This is a genomic window from Seonamhaeicola marinus, assembly GCF_008085455.1.
The window spans coordinates 1-437 of sequence record NZ_VSDQ01000393.1; the positions used below are offsets into that span (position 1 = coordinate 1).

The 437-nt window shown below is 31.4% G+C and carries 1 protein-coding gene; it reads right to left on the reverse strand.

Going from position 1 to position 437, the window contains the following annotated elements:
• A partial coding sequence (locus tag FUA24_RS05105) for a DnaA ATPase domain-containing protein (RefSeq protein ID WP_246146958.1) occupies positions 1-437 on the reverse strand: 437 nt, incomplete at both ends.

The following is a 437-nucleotide window of genomic DNA, read 5'->3' on the forward strand; positions in this document are numbered from 1 at the left end:
TAATCAGATACTACTTTTTGTATGTAATCTATTGAAACTTCACGTTTTGTATTTTTAACAAACTTCTCTACAATAACTCTTGCTAAATCTATAGTTATTTCTTTTTTATTGAAAGAAGATTGTGCAATGAGTGAAATAATAGCACCTTCAAGTTCTCTAACGTTCGATTTTATGTTTTTAGCAACATAATCAATAATATCTTCAGGCATTTCAACACCATCACGATATAGCTTATTCTTTAAAATTGATACACGAGTTTCAAAATCTGGGGTTTGCAGTTCAGCTGAAAGTCCCCATTTAAAACGTGATAACAAGCGTTGTTCAATATCTTGCATATCAACCGGTGCTTTATCACTGGTTAAAACAACTTGTTTGCCGTTTTGGTGTAAGTGGTTAAATATATGAAAGAAAACATCTTGTGTTCCTGTTTTTCCTGA